Origin of the sequence: Nitrospirillum guanabarense (assembly GCF_034653355.1) — a bacterium.
In the GTDB taxonomy this organism is placed as follows: domain Bacteria; phylum Pseudomonadota; class Alphaproteobacteria; order Azospirillales; family Azospirillaceae; genus Nitrospirillum.
In genome coordinates this window covers 1-14,799 of sequence record NZ_JAYEER010000004.1, presented here as the reverse complement: position 1 = coordinate 14,799, position 14,799 = coordinate 1, and the positions used below count along the sequence as shown (strand labels likewise).

The following is a 14,799-nucleotide window of genomic DNA, read 5'->3' as shown; positions in this document are numbered from 1 at the left end:
GCCCTGCCCCGGATTGCCTTGCCGTGGCGTCGTGGCGCGCCTAAGTTTCGGGACGTGTGTCCCGGTCGCGATGGCGCCGGGCGCGGTTGTATGGCTGGGCTGGGCCGGTCGGCCCCCCAACGAACGGATTTGAGAGCATGAACAGAGGCGAAGCGGCCGCCGCCGCGGACGAAGAGTACGAACTGGAAGACCGCGGCATCGTCATCCATGGCGAAGAAGGCTTCGCCGCCATGCGCAAGGCCGGCCAGACGGCCGCCGCGTTGCTGGACTACCTGACCCCCTTCGTCGTGCCCGGCGTGGCGACGGAGGAGATCGACCGGCTGTGCGAGGAATGGACGCAGGCCCACGGCGCCAAGTCCGCCACCCTGGGCTATCGCGGCTACCCCAAGTCCTGCTGCATCTCCGTCAACCATGTGGTCTGCCACGGCATCCCCAGCGACAAGCGCCTGCAGAAGGGCGACATCGCCAATATCGACGTCACCGTCATCGTCGACGGCTGGTACGGCGACACCAGCCGCATGTTCTTCGTGGGTGACGACATCCCCTTGAAGGCGCGCAAGCTGGTGGACGTGACGTATGAGGCCATGATGCGCGGCATCCAGGCGGTGCGCCCCGGCGCCACCCTGGGCGACATCGGCCACGCCATCCAGACCTTCGCCGAGGGCAACCGCTTCTCCGTCGTGCGCGACTTCTGCGGCCACGGCGTGGGCAAGGTGTTCCACACCGCCCCGTCCGTCCTGCATTTCGGCAAGCCGGGCCAGGGCACGGAGCTGAAGGAAGGCATGATCTTCACCATCGAGCCCATGATCAACATCGGCCGCTATGACGTGAAGATCCTGTCCGACGGCTGGACCGCCGTGACCAAGGACAAGAGCCTGTCGGCCCAGTTCGAGCACACGGTGGGCGTGACCAAGGACGGGTTTGAGATTTTCACCCTGTCGCCGGCCGGCCTCCACCACCCGCCCTACGCGGCCAAGGCCTGATCCGGAGCCGCCGGTAAAGGAAAAACCCCGCCCTGGTCGCCCCGGGCGGGGTTTTTCGTTTTATGGCGCGGGATCAGGCGCGGGCGACCTGCGGTCCTTGCGCCACCTGATGATGGTGTTCCAGCAAATCGCCCACCGCCGCCTGGGTGTGGGTCAGGACCTGGCGCAGGGAGGCCAGGGCGCCGGTCTCCGCCACCCCCTGCCCCGCGCGGCGCGCCAGGAAGCGGCTGATGTGGGCCAGGCGCGGCGTTCCCATCTCCGCCGCCGTGCCGGTCAGCAGATAGGCGTAATGGCGCACGCCGTCCACGGCGCCGCGCTGCAGCGCCAGGTCGAGGGCGCCGCCGGCATCCACCAGGCACTCGGCGTAAAGGGTCAAAATCTCGGACAGCGCGCGATCGCCCAGCGACAGGGCGTAGCGGCGCAGGCGCTCCTCCTCCACCAGGGGAATGCCGGGCAAGGGTTCCAAGCCCCGGTCCTCACCCGCGTTCAAGGACTTGTCGGTACGGGACGTCTTGGCGGCGGACAGGGGGATGAGGTGGGACATCGCGGCTGGACTCCTCTGGTCAGGCGAAGTAACCCCAAAGCAATAGATATGCCAGACAGTGGCTGGGCTGATGCCGCGAGGGAATCCAGCGAGTCGCGGCCGGGCGCCCCAAAGCGGCGACCCGGCGGCGCCCGTCAACCAATGGCGGGCAAGGCAGCTTTTGCCGGGAATTCCTGACCGATCCCCCGTTTCCCGCCACCCCTGGCAGGTGCACCGCCAGCCCCCTATACTGCCTGCGCGGGTAGCAGGGGATGGGCATGGGCCGCGAGCACGACAAGAACGCCATACTGGAACTGGACCTTCCGGCCCCGGCGGCCGGGAAGGAACCGCCGCCCCACTATCACGGCCACCGCGACCGCCTGCGCGAGCGTTTCCTGAGCCAGGGACCGGAAGCCCTGCAGGACTATGAGCTGGTGGAGCTGCTGCTGTTCCAGGCCATCCCCCGGCGCGACGTGAAGCCCCTGGCCAAGCAGCTGCTGGACCAATTCGGTTCCTTCTGGGGGCTGGTGTCGGCGCCAGTGGCCACCTTGCGTGACGAGTTCAAGCTGAGCGACGCCGCCATCGGCGCCATCAAGGTGGTGGCCGCCGCCGCCCTGCGCATGGCGCGGCGGGAGCTGCTGGACCGGCCGGTGCTGTCGTCCTGGCAGAAGCTGCTGGATTACTGCCAGGGCGCCCTGGCGCATGAGCCGGTGGAACAGTTCCGCGTGCTGTTCCTGGACGGCCGGCACGCGCTGCTGCGTGACGAGGTGCAGCAGCGCGGCACGGTCAACCAGACGGCGGCCTACCCGCGCGAGGTGCTGAAGCGCGCGCTGGAATTGGGCGCCAGCGGCATCATCCTGGTGCACAACCACCCGAGCGGCGATCCCAGCCCCAGCCGGGCGGACATCCAGATGACCAAGGCCATCGCCGACGCCGCCAAGGCCCTGGAGGTGGCGGTCCACGACCATCTGATCATCGGCCAGGGCCGGCACTTCAGCTTCCGTTCCGCCGGCCTGATGTAGCCGGCCCGGTGGATGGCCTGCCTCAGCCTTTCCGGGCCATGAGCTATTCGCCATCGTCCGATCTTTTGGAAAGCGCGGCGTCAGTCCATCGCAGCCGCACCCACGCCCTGATCGCCTGGGTGAGTTCCAGCTTGCATTCCACCGGCAACCAGTGCGCGCCGGCCAGGTTTATGACGGTCAGGTCGGTGCAGGCTGCCCGCATTGGGTCGCCCAGGTGATTGCCGGTGATGGTATTCATCTGATCGAACGCGCCGTTGACGAACAGCACCGGCTGCGAAATGCGGCCGCCGTTTGGTGCCTTGCGGGCGTAGGCGATGTTTGCCTCATCGTTGAGATACCACGCGCAGGGGCTGCGGAAGCCATGCGCCTCGAAAGATCGCACCAGCACGTCGAAGTCGGCCGGCGGCCAGAGCGCCGGGTCGGGTTTTGTCGGAGGTGCGCGGTGGGCGGCGCCGAAGCGCCCTCCCTGACGTGTGACCATCGCATTCGGGGCAGGCTTCCCTACGCTGGCGGCGTTCCCCGCCCGGAAAATCGACGCCAGCGACGAGGCCTTGTCCGCATCGAGGTCCGCAACCGCTGAGTTGAAATGCGTCGTATAATAGCGGTAGTAGTCCCACTGGCCGTCCGGATACTGGTCGGCCGGGTAGATCGACCGATCGACCAGCGGGATGAGCGTGGCCAGCGCGTTGGCGTCGGGGAAATAAGGCACGGAGACGAGCACGGCGCCGCGGCTGCGGCCGGGCTCATGCGCGGTCAACGAGCCCGCCACGACACTGCCCCAGTCATGACCGATCCAGATCGCCGGCTCACCGCCGAGATGGTCGTGGAGTTCCGTCATGTCAGCCACCACATGTTCGTTGGCATAGGCATCGCTGGCGGCAGGGATCGAGGAGCCGCCATAGCCGCGCATGTCGGGTGCGACGCAGTGCCAGCCTTCGGCGCCGAACACCTCGATCTGGGCACGCCAGATCAGGCTGAGCTCCGGCCAACCGTGGAGAAACATCATCAGTGGGCCGGTTGCCGGCCCGCTTTCGAGATAATGCGTCGTATGACGGGGCGTACAGAAGGTGCGCGAAACCAGATTGGATTGAAACGCGGTGGTCATGATCGAGAACTCCGGTCGGCCCGCCGCTGTTGATCGAGCGATTTGCGATCGATCATCAGGGCGACGCCCGCCAGTGCGATCGCGCCCGACCCGAGCTTCATGACGGTCAGAGGCTCGTGCAGTAGAAGCGCGGAGAGCAGTAGGGCGACGACCGGCGCGGCATAATTGAAGGTGTTGGCTAGGGTCGGTGAGGCTCGGTTGAGCATTAGGAACACGGCGTAACCAATGAGCGTGCTCGCCACGATGAGAAAGGCCACCGCCGCCCATGCCGAGAGGGGAACGTGCGCGAAATGGGTCATAGCGGCGATCCCTGAAACGGTGACAATCGCACCGAGCGCCATGCCTGACACGGCCAGCTGCACGGTAAGCCCGATCACGGGGTCGCGCGGCAGCGCCAGTCGTGGCGCAAGCAGTGAGCCGGCTGCCCAGGCGGCCGCCGCCGAAAGCGCGAGCACCGCGCCGATTGGCCGGAAGTCACCGCCCGTCGCGGACGTCCAGCCCATCAGCACAAGGCCGACAAAGCCGATAATGACCCCGGCGACCTGACGGCCCGTCAGCGGCTGATGCAACACCGCCCATGCGAACAGGGCCAGAAAGAGCGGCGCGGACGAGCCGAACACAGCGGCGACGCCCACCGGCAGGAAGTGGGTGCCCCAAATCGCGACCGCCTGACTTGCCACCAGCATCATGACGCCGACCAGTGCCGCACAGGCCAATTCGCGGCCAGACGGTGGCGAGCGCCGCCAACGGGTGACCGCGAAGGGTAGCAGGATGAGTGCAGCCAGTGAAAAGCGAAGCGCCGCCACCATCAGCGGATGCAGGAAGCTCCCGGCGACCTTGAACGCCAAGAAGTTGGCGCCGTTATAGAACCATTGATAACCGACCGCGAGGACGACCAGCCCTCTGTGCATGCTGACGGTTTCCGCCGTCACGGTCACACTCCGGTCCTCAGTTCATCAAATAAGCCGGTGATTTTGGCCACCACTCGATCGGCGTGTTCGAGATGGCGTCGACGATGAACACGAATAATTTCGTGCGTCTGCTGGTGCGGGTTGGCTCCGGCGACCCTGCCACCGATCGCCGAGGCCATTGCCATGACGCAGAAACTCGCCGACCAGCGGCTCATGTCAGGTCCCCGAGCTAGAGATTTGAGTGGTGTGACTGCCGGCCTATGAATTCAGGGATGACGTCGGACTGATCGACATCGCCACCCCGTCCTCCATCGTCAGCGTTGGCACCCTATGCGTCGCCTGTAAACGATCCCGCCACTTGGAGTGGAGAACGGTTCGACGGCGGAGCACGACCGGCACTATCAATGCGGTCGAGCCATCTTCGTTCCCAATTGTTCCACCACCATTTCGATAGAACTCTTCAGCTTGGACGTTTATCGCCGACCGGGTGAAAGAACAGGTGAATGGGACGCGCGAGCGTTTCGTAGCTCTGCAATACGCGGACGAGCCGCCCAGTAGCGAGGTGGGGGCGCACCGCCTCGTGCTCGAGGGCGCCAAGCCGAAACCCGCGAGCGCCGCCTGCCGCAACGAAGCCGGGCTGCGGATCAGCCGAAGGTGAAGGCATAGGCGCGGGCGCCGGGGTCCAGGAACTCGATCTCGAAGGTGTGGTCGGCCACCGGGCCGGCTTGGCGGACCAGCTGATACAGCTTGGCGGCGCGCACCGTGCCCACGCCGTCGGCGTCCACGTCGGTGCCGTGGTCGGCGCCGGGGGCGGCGCCGTCGATGCGCACCCGGAAGCGGACGGGCTGACCATCGGCGCCCGGCGCCAGCACCAGGTGCAGGTCGCGGGCGTGGAAGCGGTAGGCGATACGGGCCCCGGCCTGGCCGGCCGTGGCGAATTCCCGGCCCACCGTCCAGTCGCCGCCCAGGGTCCAGCGGTTCAGGCGCAGGCTGCCGGCCGGGCGGTAGCGGGCGGGGGCGTCGGCCACGATGTCGTCGCCACCGGAATAGCGCTGGCCCTCGCCATAGCCGACATAGGTCTCGGGTGAGCCCAGGTCGTTGAGGTCGGCGGCGGCCTGGGTGCCCTCGACCTTCACCTGGGCAGCGGGACTTTGGGCAGCGGGCGTGGCCTGGGCGTCCGCCAGCGCCTTGCGGATGACGCGTTCCGTCTTGTCGTAATCGCCCTCGCCAAAGGCCTGGTAGATCACGCGGCCATCGGCGCCCATCAGGTACAGGGCGGGCCAGGCCTGGTTGTCGAAGGCGCGCCAGATGCGATAGTCGTTGTCCACCGCCACCGGGTAGGTCACGTCCAGCGTGGCGGCAGCCTTGGTGATGTTGTCGACATCCCGCTCGAACGCGAATTCCGGGGTGTGAACGCCCACCACCACCAAGCCCTGGTCCTTGTACTGCGCCGCCCACTGGCGGACATGGGGCAAGGTGCGCAGGCAGTTGATGCAGGAATAGGTCCAGAAGTTCACCAGCACCACATGGCTGCGCAGGTCACCGGACGCCAGGCCGGAGGTGTTGACCCAGGCCTTGGCCTTCAGCACATCGGTCAGGGGGCCGGTCAGCGGCGGCTGTGGGGATGGGTTGGTCGCCGGCAGGGTGGCGGCATGGGCCACACCGGAGTCATGGGCGCCCAACACCTTGACCAGCGCGCGTTCCACCCGGTCGGTGGGCAGGGCCGGCACCCCCAGGAACAGGCGGGTGTCCAGGCCGGCGGCGCTGATGACCGCCGTGGCGACCACGGCACCGCCCGCCACCCGGCGCATGCCCTCGACCCAGCGTAGGGGCCCTTGCGGCAGGGCGCGGACTAGCCAGCCGCCCCCAATCATGACGACAGCCAGCGGCGTGGCGGCGCCCAGGGCGTAGAAGAACAGCGCCACCGTGGTATCGGGGCCGGGCCCATGCAGGGCGGCGGCGCTGAGGATCAGACCCAGGATGGGCCCGGCGCAGGGCGCCCACATCAGCCCGGTGGCCAGGCCCAGCGCCAGCGATGAGGCGACGGTCCTGTCGGCCCTGGAGGTCGCACCAGGGTTGAACCGTTCAGCCAGACGCGACCCCGCCACCACCAGGGGCGCCGTCAGCCGGGTGGCCAGCGCCGGCCACATCATGGCCAGGCCAAACAGGGCCACGAAGGCCAGGCCCATCGCGCGGCCGTACTGGTTGGCCGCCACCGCCCAGCCGCCCGCCGCCGCCAGGCTGGCCGTCACGGCGAAGGCCGTTGCCAGCCCAACCAGCAGGGGCAGCCCCCGCCGGCGGAAGCCGCCACCGTCCGCCAGGGCCGGGGCCAGGACGATGGGCAGCAGCGGCAGGATGCAGGGGGCGGCGACGGTCAACACACCCGCCAGATACGCCAGGAGGATCGAGGCCATGATGGTGGTTCCTATTTTAATCGTGTCCGTTTAGATCGGATGCGTTGTTAATGCATCTATTCCGATGCAGAGTCAATTCCCGATTTAATCGCATGCGTGTTATATAGGGTGCGACAGGCCGGAAGGCCCCCTCGATGCCCTTATCGGAAGGAACGCCGATGACATCCCCTGACGCCCCGGTGCCAGACAGCGCCGCCCCCCCGCCCCCCAGCCGAAGCTGGCGGATTTCCTGTGCTTCGCCGTCTATTCCGCGAACCTAGCGTACGGCCGCGCCTACAAGGCGATCTTGGATGAACTGGGCGTGACTTATACCCAGTGGATCGCGATCGTCGCCCTGTGGGAGCAGGACGACCAGACGGTCAGCGGCCTGGGTGAGAAGCTGTTCCTGGAATTGAATACCCTGACCCCCATCCTGAAGAAGCTGGAGTCGCTGGGCTATCTGCAGCGCCGCCGCGACCCGGCGGATGAGCGCCAGGTGCGGGTCAGCCTGACCCCGGCCGGCCGCCAGCTGCGGGAAAAGGGGGGCAGCGCAATCTGGTGAAGGCCAGCGGCCTGACGCCGGAGGAGTTCAAGGTGATCCAGAAGACGGTCAGCCGCCTGCGCGACAACCTGCTGGTCCACGCCGGTGCCAGCCAGGCGAACCGGGATGAGGCGGAGAGGGCGGGAGCGAAAGCCGACTGACGCGCGGGCGAAGCGCGCGCCTCATTCCCCCGCCGGCGCGCCAGCGGTTGTCCCAGTGGGCGCCAGGGCGCGGCGGCTGGGCAGCAACGGAACGGCGATGGCGTAGGCCGCCACGCCCAGCAGCCAGACGGCACCCGGCATGGTGGTCTGGGTGGCGCCATAGACGGCGGTGAAGAGCAGCGGGCCGCCAATGCCCACCAGGCTGCCCAGCGCCGCCAGCGTGCCCTGCAGTTCCCCCTGCCGGTCCTGGCCGACGCGGAAGGACATCAGCGCCTGCAGGGCCGGCCCGACGATGCCGCCCAGGGACAGCAGCGGCATGATGAGGAAGACGGCCAGTCCATGGGTGGCGAAGGCCATGACGGCGTAGGCCACGCCGTCCGCCACCGCCGCCAGGATGAAGGCGCCCCGTTCACCCAGTCGCCGGGTCACCGGTTCCGTCACGAAGGTCTGGGCGATGGCGTGCAGAAAACCAAAGGCCGCCAGCGACCAGCCCACCACCGACGCGTCCCAGGCGAAACGGTCCTGGCCATTCAGCACCCAGAGCGAGGCCGCCAACTGGCCCGCCCCTTCCGCCAGGACATAAACCACCAGCAGCCGCGCCAGCACCGGCACGCCGACGGCCCAGCGCAGGGAGCCGAAGGCGTTCAGGGCGCCGAGCTTGATGGGCGTGCGCTCCGTTGTCGCCGGCCGCGACTCCGGCAGCACCAGCAGCGCCAGCAGGAAGTTGAGGCCGTTCAAGCCAGCCGCCAGCAGGAAGGGTGCCCGCAGCGAAACCATGCCCAGCAGGCCACCCAGGGCTGGGCCGGCGATGAAGCCGACGCCGAAGGCGGCACTCATGCGTCCGAACTGCTTGGCCCGCCCCGCCTCTTCCGTCGTGTCGGTGATGTAGGCGGTGATGACCGCCATGTTGGCGGAGGTGACGCCGGCCAGGATGCGGCCGCCCGCCACCACCCAGATGTTGGGGGACCAGGCCAGGGCCAGATAATCCAGCGCCCCGCCGATCAGCGACAGCAGCAGGATGGGGCGCCGCCCGTAGCGGTCGCTGAGCGCACCCAGCACCGGGGCGCAAAAGAACTGCATCAGGGCGAAGATCGCCAGCAGCAGGCCATAGAGCGGCGCCACGTCGTCCGTGCCGGTCACTTCGCGCAACAGTCCCGGCAGGATGGGCATGATGATGCCGATGCCCACCGCATCCAGCGCCATAGCCAGGAAAACCACATACAACGCCCTGTTCATGACGCCACGCCTTCAAATCCCTATCACTGATAGAGTTGCATTTTCCCTATCGATGATAGAGAGTCAAGCGCGAATGGAGGACGGCATGCGGCCAGAGGGCAAACTGACCCGCGACACGGTGGTGCGCGCGGCCTTGGATCTGCTGAACGAGGTGGGGATGGACGGGCTCAGCACCCGCCTGCTGGCGGCGCGCCTGGGCGTGCAGTCGCCCACCCTGTACTGGCATTTCCGTAATAAGCGCGCGCTGTTGGACGCCATGGCCGTGGCCATGCTGGCGCAGCACAAGCATGTGTGGCCACCGGAGGGGGAGGCAGACTGGCGGGCGTGGCTGACGCTGAACGTCCGCAGCTTCCGCCACGCCCTGCTGGCCTATCGCGACGGCGCCCGCGTGCACGCCGGCACCGGCCCGCTGGCGGAACAGATGCCGCTGGCGGAGGCGCAGGTGGGCCTGCTGTGCCGGCACGGCTTCGCCCCGGCGGACGCGCTGTGCATCATGATCGCGCTGTCGCGCTTCGTCGTGGGATGGGTGCTGGAGGAGCAGGCGCGGGCCACGGACGCGGCCGACCGCGCCGGCCAGACCCTGCCGGAGGTGGGGCCCGAGGCGCCACTGATGGCGGCGGCGATGGCCGGCATCCTGGGGGACAGCCCGGACGCCGCGTTCGACCGGGCGCTGGGCTATTTCATCGCCGGTCTGAAACCGGCGGAATAAGGGGCACCGGGGCGGCCGGGCGCCGCCCCGGACCGGGACTCAGACCAGCTCGATGGCGTAGTTCTCGATGACCGTGTTGGCCAGCAGGCGCTGGCACATCGACTCCACCGCCGCCTTGGCCTTGGCGGGGTCGGTCTCTTCCAGGTCCAGCTCGATCAGCTTGCCCTGACGGACTTCGCCCACGCCGTCGAAGCCCAGGGTCTGCAGGGCGTGGCCGATGGCCTTGCCCTGGGGATCGAGGACGCCGTGCTTCAGCGTGACGGTAACCTTGGCCTTCATGATCGATGCTTCCTGGTTGGTTCTACGCAAAACGAGGGATATGAAAAGGCCCGGGGCGAAATCGCCCCCGGGACCGGAACTCACTGCATCAGCTTGGGCGCCTTGACGTCGCCGGGGCCGCCCTCAGGCAGGATGCCCAGGCGGCGGGCCACTTCCTGGTAGGCTTCCTCGACCTTGCCCAGGTCCTGGCGGAAGCGGTCCTTGTCCAGCTTCTCGTTGGTCTTGATGTCCCACAGGCGGCAATTGTCCGGGCTGATCTCATCGGCCAGGACGATGCGCATCTCGTCATTGTCCCACAGCCGGCCAAACTCCACCTTGAAGTCCACCAGCTTCAGGCCCGTGCCCAGGAACAGGCCGGACAGGTAGTCGTTGATGCGCAGGCTGAGCGACAGCATGTCGTCCAGGTCCTGGGGCCCCGCCCAGCCGAAGGCGGTGATGTGCTCCTCCGACACCATGGGGCAGCCCAGCTCGTCGGACTTGTAATAGAACTCGATGATGGAGCGGGGCAGCTGCGTGCCTTCGGGAATGCCGAAGCGCTTGCTGAGCGAGCCGGCGGCGACATTGCGCACCACCACCTCGACCGGGATGATCTCCACCTCGCGCACCAGCTGCTCACGCATGTTCAGGCGGCGGACGAAATGGGTGGGCACCCCCATCTCGCCCAGGCGGGTCATCAGGTATTCGGAGATGCGGTTGTTCAGCACGCCCTTGCCGGTGATGACGCCCTTCTTCTGCTCATGGGACGTATCATCCTTGAAGTACTGAACCAGCGTGCCGGGCTCAGGCCCTTCAAACAGGTCTTTGGCCTTGCCTTCGTAGATCCGCCGGCGTCGAGACATGGGATCACTTCTTTCGAACGAACGGATGCGGGCGGCATCGGGCGGACGTGCGCATAGCGGAACGCCCGCGCCCGAGGGCCGGCCCTGATGGCGAGGATATAGCAAGCAATGGGGTCCTGTACAATGTCGGGCACCCCTCGCCCCACGCCGGGCGCCTATACGGTCGGACTTACCGGCCCAATTCCATATCAAGGAAGGGTGCCTGGTCCGGCCGGCCGGCGGCGAAGCGCCAGCGGGGAAGCACCCCGGCGCGGTCCATGGCCGGCAGGGCGATGATGGAACTGCTGGTGGTCTCGAAGCCCTGAGGTGTCACAATGCATAGGGCCTCGCGCGGATCATCCCCGGCGCCGCTGACACGACTGGCCAACAGCATCTCCCATTCCGCCCAATGGTTGGTTTCCGGGTCCGGCGCCGGTGCGGCGGCGAACAGGGGGCGGTAGCGCCGGGTGCGCGGGCAGTCTGCGGCGTTCAAGCCGCGGGCGGTGATCATGGACACCCCCTCGGGGATGGGCGTCACCCGCACCCGTGTGCGCCCCGCCTCCCCTGTATGTTCCAGCAGCCAGGCGTCGCGGTTGTCGGCCAGCAGCAGATTGAAGGGACGGTAGGCGCGGGTGTCCAAATCCGACAGCGCCTCCACCGGGGCGTCGGCATGGTCCAGCGCCTCCAGCACCAGCTCCCCGCGCGACCGCTTGCCGGCCGCCGGGCCCAGCGTGCCCTCGCGATTCAGCACGGCGGCCAGGACGCCGGTGTCGTTCAGGCCGCACCAGCTGCCGTCCGCCAGCTCATCCTTGCCGGCCACCACCTCCGGCCGGTCGGGCCAGTGGCGGCCGGGGGGCAGCCAGGGACGGTTGTTCATCTCGTCCCGGTTGGCGGCCACGATCAGGGGCCAGGCGTGGCCGGGACGGCGGAGGAGGATGACGCTGCACATGGGATGAAGGCACCTGACAGAGTATTGGCGCCGCTTCGGGAAAGGCCCCGGGGGCGGCGTATTGCCCCGGGGGCTGTAGACCGCAAGCGACCACCCGATATATAAGGCTGCCGGGGGAAATCGAAACCACCCAGAGCTGTGCTTCGAGGAATAGCGATGACGACCTTTGACGAACGCGAACAGGCTTTCGAGGCCAAGTTCAAGCATGACGAGGAACTGCTGTTCCGCATCTACGTCCGCCGCGCCCGCCTGATGGGCGAGTGGGCCGCCCAGCACCTGGGCCTGACGGGCGACGAGGCCGCCGCCTACGCCAAGGAAATGGTCTCGGAAGACCTGCGCGAGCCCGGCCACCAGGACGTGCTGGCCCGCATCATGGCCGACTTCACCGCCAAGGGCATCGACATCTCCTCCCACCGCGTGGAGAAGGAGATGGAGCACACGCTGGAAGTGGCCCGCCAGCAAGTGATGGCCGACTGATCCGTAAAAAGATCATCAAAAAAGGGGCGGGCCCATACGGGAGCGCCCCTTTTTTGTTTGTGTTTGACCAGCGGCATTCCATGTCGCTGTAGGACGCGACTGCGTCCGCCGGAGTTTTCCGGGGGAGCATCAGCGGACTGGAAAACGAGGACAAGGCAAGCGGGCGGATGCCCGCGCCCGCCGCCTGAGGGAACAAAAACTACTCCCCAAACACGCGCTTGAACACCGTGTCGACGTGCTTGGTGTGGTAGTCCAGGTCGAAGGCGCCGTCGATCTGCGCGGCCGTCAGGTGCCGGGCCACGTCGGCGTCGGCCTTCAGCAGGGTGCGGAAGTCCTTGCCCTCCAGCCACACCGGCATGGCGTTGCGCTGCACGGCGCGGTAGGCGTCCTCGCGGCTCATGCCGGCCTGGGTCAGGGCCAGCAGGACGCGCTGGCTGTTGTGCAGGCCGCCCAGCATGTCCAGGTTGCGCTGCATGTTTTCCGGATAGACCACCAGCTTGTCGATCATGCCGGTCAGGCGGGACAGGGCGAAGTCCAGGGCGATGGTGGCGTCGGGGGCGATGACGCGCTCCACCGAGGAGTGGCTGATGTCGCGCTCATGCCACAGGGTCACGTTCTCCAGCGCCGGCACCACGTGGCTGCGGATCAGGCGGGACAGGCCCGACAGGTTTTCCGACAGCACCGGGTTGCGCTTGTGCGGCATGGCCGACGAGCCTTTCTGGCCCGGGCTGAAATATTCCTCAGCCTCACGCACTTCACTGCGCTGCAGGTGGCGGACTTCCGTGGCCAGGTTGTCGATGCTGGCGGCGATGACCGCCAGGACGGCGAAGTACATGGCGTGACGGTCGCGCGGGATCACCTGGGTGGACATCGGCTCCACCGTCAGGCCCAGCTTGGCGGCCACATGCTCCTCGACCCGGGGGTCGATGTTGGCGAAGGTGCCGACGGCGCCGGAGATGGCGCAGGTGGCGATCTCATCCCGGGCGGCGGCCAGACGGTCGCGGCCGCGCTGGAAGGCGGCGTAGTGGCCGGCCAGCTTCAAGCCGAAGGTCACCGGCTCGGCATGGATGCCGTGGCTGCGGCCGATGCTGGGGGTGTACTTGTGCTCCTGCGCCCGGCGCGCCAGGGCGGCCAGCAGGGCGTCCATGTCCGCCAGCAGCAGGTCGGTCGCCTCTTTCAGCTGGACCGCCAGGCAAGTGTCCAGCACGTCGCTGGAGGTCATGCCCTGGTGGACGAAGCGGGCCTCGGGGCCGACATGCTCCGCCAGGTTGGTCAGGAAGGCGATGACGTCGTGCTTGGTCTCGCGCTCGATCTCGTCGATGCGGGCCACGTCCCATTTGGCGCGTTCCCACACGGCGGCCGCCGCCTCCTTGGGGATGACGCCCAGCTCGGCCTGCGCGTCGCAGGCGTGGGCCTCGATCTCGAACCAGATCCGGAACCGGTTCTCCGGTTCCCAAATCTTGACCATCTGGGGGCGGCTATAGCGCGGAATCATGGGGCGGCGCCTCTGCTCAAGGGCTGACAGGTTCAGCCGGGGCTGATGGCGCCGGACCATACGGGCGCCCGGGCCCAAAGACCAGTGCAAGGGGCGCAAGGGCAGGGTGCTGCAAGGGTGACGGCCGTCATTGGCCGGCGTGCTCCCGGCGGCGCCATTCATCGGTCGCGTCGTCCATGGTACGGCCGACGGCCGAGGGGAGCCTTTGACCGGTCACGATCAAAGGCCACAGGAATCAGTGCCGCGGGCCGTCATGCACCCAGCCGGTCACCATGGCCATGACCTCGGGCGGCAGGTCGTCCGGGCTGGGGTGGTGCCAACGGTAGACGGTGATCGCCGCCTCCAGGCAGAACTTCTCCGGCTGCCCCTTGCCACGCATCTCCTGGTACGCCCGCACGACGGCGGGTCGGCAGCAATCGGACGTGGCATCCCCGCGGCAGCCCATGGTCGGCCCCTCAGGAACGCTTGGCGCGGTTCAGCGGCACGCCGTACAGTTCCAGGCGGTGGCCGATCAGCTCATAGCCCAGTTCCGCCGCCACCTTTTCCTTCAGGCGCTCCAGCTCCTCATTGCGGAACTCGATCACCTCGCCCGACTGCAGGTCGATCAGGTGGTGGTGATGCTCGTCCCGGATTTCCTCGTACCGGGCGCGGCCGTCGCCGAAGTCCAGCCGCTCGATGACGTTGGCTTCCTCGAACAGCCGCATGGTGCGGTAGACCGTGGCGATGGAGATGTTGGGATCGATCTCCACGGCGCGGCGGTACACCTGCTCCACATCCGGGTGGTCCATGGCTTCCGACAGCACACGGCTGATCACCCGCCGCTGCTCGGTCATCTTGAGGCCCTTCTGGATGCAAAGCTGTTCAAGACGCGATGGCATGGGGACGCTCCCAAAAGACGGAAATGGTGGACCTGCCGCCGGTAAGGACGGGAAACTATAAACATTCTAAACCGAGCGGCCCGCCCGGTTCGAGCGGAATCGTCCGCAAGCCTGCCGCCGCTTCGTCGCATGAAACGACGCGGCCGCAAAGAGGGCATCCGGTCAGGCGGGGCCGATCAGCTGCAGCAGCCGGTCCAGCGTCGCCTCATCCATCTTGCCGATACGCTCGGACAGGCGGTTGGCGGCCAGGGTGGCCTTGGGGTGCAGGCCGCTGGTGTCCACCACCACCCGGGGGTCCGACATCTGCGCCAGGCGCTCC

General features: G+C 67.6%; 18 protein-coding genes. 6 read left to right on the top strand and 12 right to left on the bottom strand.

Going from position 1 to position 14,799, the window contains the following annotated elements:
- Positions 1–137: 137 nt before the first annotated feature.
- Entirely contained in the window at positions 138–983 is an 846-nt protein-coding gene (gene map, locus UAA55_RS18135; protein ID WP_322954515.1) for a type I methionyl aminopeptidase, read from the top strand.
- 73 nt (positions 984–1,056) lie between these two features.
- On the opposite strand, the gene UAA55_RS18130 is transcribed toward map, so the two are convergent.
- Positions 1,057–1,527: a hypothetical protein gene (locus UAA55_RS18130; RefSeq protein WP_322954514.1), complete on the bottom strand. Its 471-nt coding sequence runs from the start codon at positions 1,525–1,527 to the stop codon at positions 1,057–1,059.
- A 257-nt stretch (positions 1,528–1,784) separates the two neighbouring features.
- Between UAA55_RS18130 and radC the strand changes: the two genes are divergently transcribed.
- A complete protein-coding gene (radC, locus tag UAA55_RS18125; RefSeq protein ID WP_322954513.1) occupies positions 1,785–2,528 on the top strand; it encodes a RadC family protein in 744 nt (247 codons plus the stop codon).
- 43 nt (positions 2,529–2,571) lie between these two features.
- Here radC and UAA55_RS18120 read toward each other — a convergent pair whose 3' ends face one another.
- From UAA55_RS18120 to UAA55_RS18105, 4 genes are all read right to left on the bottom strand, one after another.
- Positions 2,572–3,633 (bottom strand): alpha/beta hydrolase, encoded by a 1,062-nt coding sequence (locus UAA55_RS18120; RefSeq protein WP_322954512.1) that lies wholly within the window; start codon positions 3,631–3,633, stop codon positions 2,572–2,574.
- Positions 3,630–4,565, bottom strand: coding sequence for a DMT family transporter (locus tag UAA55_RS18115; protein WP_322954511.1), 936 nt, complete (start codon positions 4,563–4,565; stop codon positions 3,630–3,632). Before UAA55_RS18115 ends, UAA55_RS18120 begins: the two co-directional genes overlap by 4 nt.
- 2 nt (positions 4,566–4,567) lie before the next feature.
- Positions 4,568–4,759 carry a hypothetical protein gene (locus tag UAA55_RS18110; RefSeq protein ID WP_322954509.1) on the bottom strand — a complete coding sequence of 64 codons (192 nt, stop codon included), beginning with the start codon at positions 4,757–4,759 and terminating at the stop codon, positions 4,568–4,570.
- Positions 4,760–5,188: 429 nt separating this feature from the next.
- Positions 5,189–6,958, bottom strand: a complete 1,770-nt coding sequence (locus tag UAA55_RS18105; protein WP_322954507.1) for a redoxin domain-containing protein — start codon at positions 6,956–6,958, stop codon at positions 5,189–5,191.
- Positions 6,959–7,175: 217 nt separating this feature from the next.
- Between UAA55_RS18105 and UAA55_RS18100 the strand changes: the two genes are divergently transcribed.
- The gene (locus tag UAA55_RS18100; protein WP_416235237.1) at positions 7,176–7,499 is read left to right on the top strand and encodes a MarR family winged helix-turn-helix transcriptional regulator; all 324 of its coding nucleotides are present in this window, start codon (positions 7,176–7,178) and stop codon (positions 7,497–7,499) included.
- Positions 7,496–7,639, top strand: a complete 144-nt coding sequence (locus tag UAA55_RS18095; RefSeq protein WP_322954504.1) for a hypothetical protein — start codon at positions 7,496–7,498, stop codon at positions 7,637–7,639. Before UAA55_RS18100 ends, UAA55_RS18095 begins: the two co-directional genes overlap by 4 nt.
- Before the next feature lie 21 nt (positions 7,640–7,660).
- Here the strand turns inward: UAA55_RS18095 and UAA55_RS18090 are convergent, their stop codons facing one another.
- A complete protein-coding gene (locus UAA55_RS18090) occupies positions 7,661–8,875 on the bottom strand; it encodes a TCR/Tet family MFS transporter (RefSeq protein ID WP_322954503.1) in 1,215 nt (404 codons plus the stop codon).
- Positions 8,876–8,960: 85 nt separating this feature from the next.
- Between UAA55_RS18090 and UAA55_RS18085 the strand changes: the two genes are divergently transcribed.
- A complete protein-coding gene (locus UAA55_RS18085) occupies positions 8,961–9,584 on the top strand; it encodes a TetR/AcrR family transcriptional regulator C-terminal domain-containing protein (protein ID WP_322954502.1) in 624 nt (207 codons plus the stop codon).
- Between the two features lie 39 nt (positions 9,585–9,623).
- On the opposite strand, the gene purS is transcribed toward UAA55_RS18085, so the two are convergent.
- The 3 genes from purS to UAA55_RS18070 form a co-directional block, all read right to left on the bottom strand.
- Entirely contained in the window at positions 9,624–9,863 is a 240-nt protein-coding gene (gene purS, locus UAA55_RS18080) for a phosphoribosylformylglycinamidine synthase subunit PurS (protein ID WP_145611018.1), read from the bottom strand.
- 80 nt (positions 9,864–9,943) lie between these two features.
- Positions 9,944–10,702, bottom strand: coding sequence for a phosphoribosylaminoimidazolesuccinocarboxamide synthase (gene purC / locus UAA55_RS18075; protein WP_088872225.1), 759 nt, complete (start codon positions 10,700–10,702; stop codon positions 9,944–9,946).
- A gap of 169 nt (positions 10,703–10,871) precedes the next feature.
- The gene (locus tag UAA55_RS18070; RefSeq protein WP_322954500.1) at positions 10,872–11,630 is read right to left on the bottom strand and encodes an NRDE family protein; all 759 of its coding nucleotides are present in this window, start codon (positions 11,628–11,630) and stop codon (positions 10,872–10,874) included.
- Between the two features lie 156 nt (positions 11,631–11,786).
- On the opposite strand from UAA55_RS18070, the gene UAA55_RS18065 reads away from it, so the two are divergent.
- Complete coding sequence (locus UAA55_RS18065) at positions 11,787–12,107, top strand: DUF1476 domain-containing protein (protein WP_322954498.1); 321 nt, start codon at positions 11,787–11,789, stop codon at positions 12,105–12,107.
- A gap of 199 nt (positions 12,108–12,306) precedes the next feature.
- Here UAA55_RS18065 and purB read toward each other — a convergent pair whose 3' ends face one another.
- The 3 genes from purB to UAA55_RS18050 form a co-directional block, all read right to left on the bottom strand.
- The gene (gene purB / locus UAA55_RS18060) at positions 12,307–13,602 is read right to left on the bottom strand and encodes an adenylosuccinate lyase (RefSeq protein WP_322954497.1); all 1,296 of its coding nucleotides are present in this window, start codon (positions 13,600–13,602) and stop codon (positions 12,307–12,309) included.
- A 235-nt stretch (positions 13,603–13,837) separates the two neighbouring features.
- The gene (locus UAA55_RS18055; protein WP_322954496.1) at positions 13,838–14,047 is read right to left on the bottom strand and encodes a hypothetical protein; all 210 of its coding nucleotides are present in this window, start codon (positions 14,045–14,047) and stop codon (positions 13,838–13,840) included.
- Between the two features lie 10 nt (positions 14,048–14,057).
- Positions 14,058–14,480: a Fur family transcriptional regulator gene (locus UAA55_RS18050; protein WP_004274465.1), complete on the bottom strand. Its 423-nt coding sequence runs from the start codon at positions 14,478–14,480 to the stop codon at positions 14,058–14,060.
- Positions 14,481–14,799 lie beyond the last annotated feature (319 nt).